Origin of the sequence: Paenibacillus sp. MMO-177, assembly GCF_037147795.1 — a bacterium.
Taxonomy (GTDB): Bacteria; Bacillota; Bacilli; order Paenibacillales; family Paenibacillaceae; genus Pristimantibacillus.
Genome location: NZ_JBBCUR010000037.1, coordinates 1 through 448, shown reverse-complemented (window position 1 = coordinate 448; position 448 = coordinate 1). Strand labels below are relative to the sequence as shown.

The 448-nt window shown below is 48.9% G+C and carries 1 tRNA gene; it reads right to left on the bottom strand.

Annotated features, from left to right (window positions below):
* Window positions 1-147 precede the first annotated feature (147 nt).
* Window positions 148-223: transfer RNA gene (locus WFK81_RS30775), tRNA-Thr, on the bottom strand.
* Window positions 224-448: the final 225 nt, after the last annotated feature.

The following is a 448-nucleotide window of genomic DNA, read 5'->3' as shown; positions in this document are numbered from 1 at the left end:
GATTCCGCCTCACGGCGGACACCCTTGCTCTTGGCTAACGGTAGGCGTTCGCCAGCCCCCGTTCGGGACTTTCACCCTAGAGATGACGCCCATGCTGGGCGTACACAAAAAAATCCGATCATCTTAGATCGGATTTAAATTCGTAAATGGTGCCGGCGATAGGAGTCGAACCCACGACCTACTGATTACAAGTCAGTTGCTCTACCAACTGAGCTACACCGGCATAAAGGTATATTTGCACCTTGAAAACTGGATGCGAAAGTTTGAAGCCCTTAAGTTTCTTGCGGGGTCCCCGCAAAGTACTCGGAATTAACTCCGAAGCATTTGCTTCACTTTGTGGGGTAATTAATTGTTTATGCTTCCGAAGTACGTTTCCTTCGGAAACGTTTTAGGATAAGCCCTCGACCGATTAGTATTCGTCAGCTCCACACATTGCTGTGCTTCCACC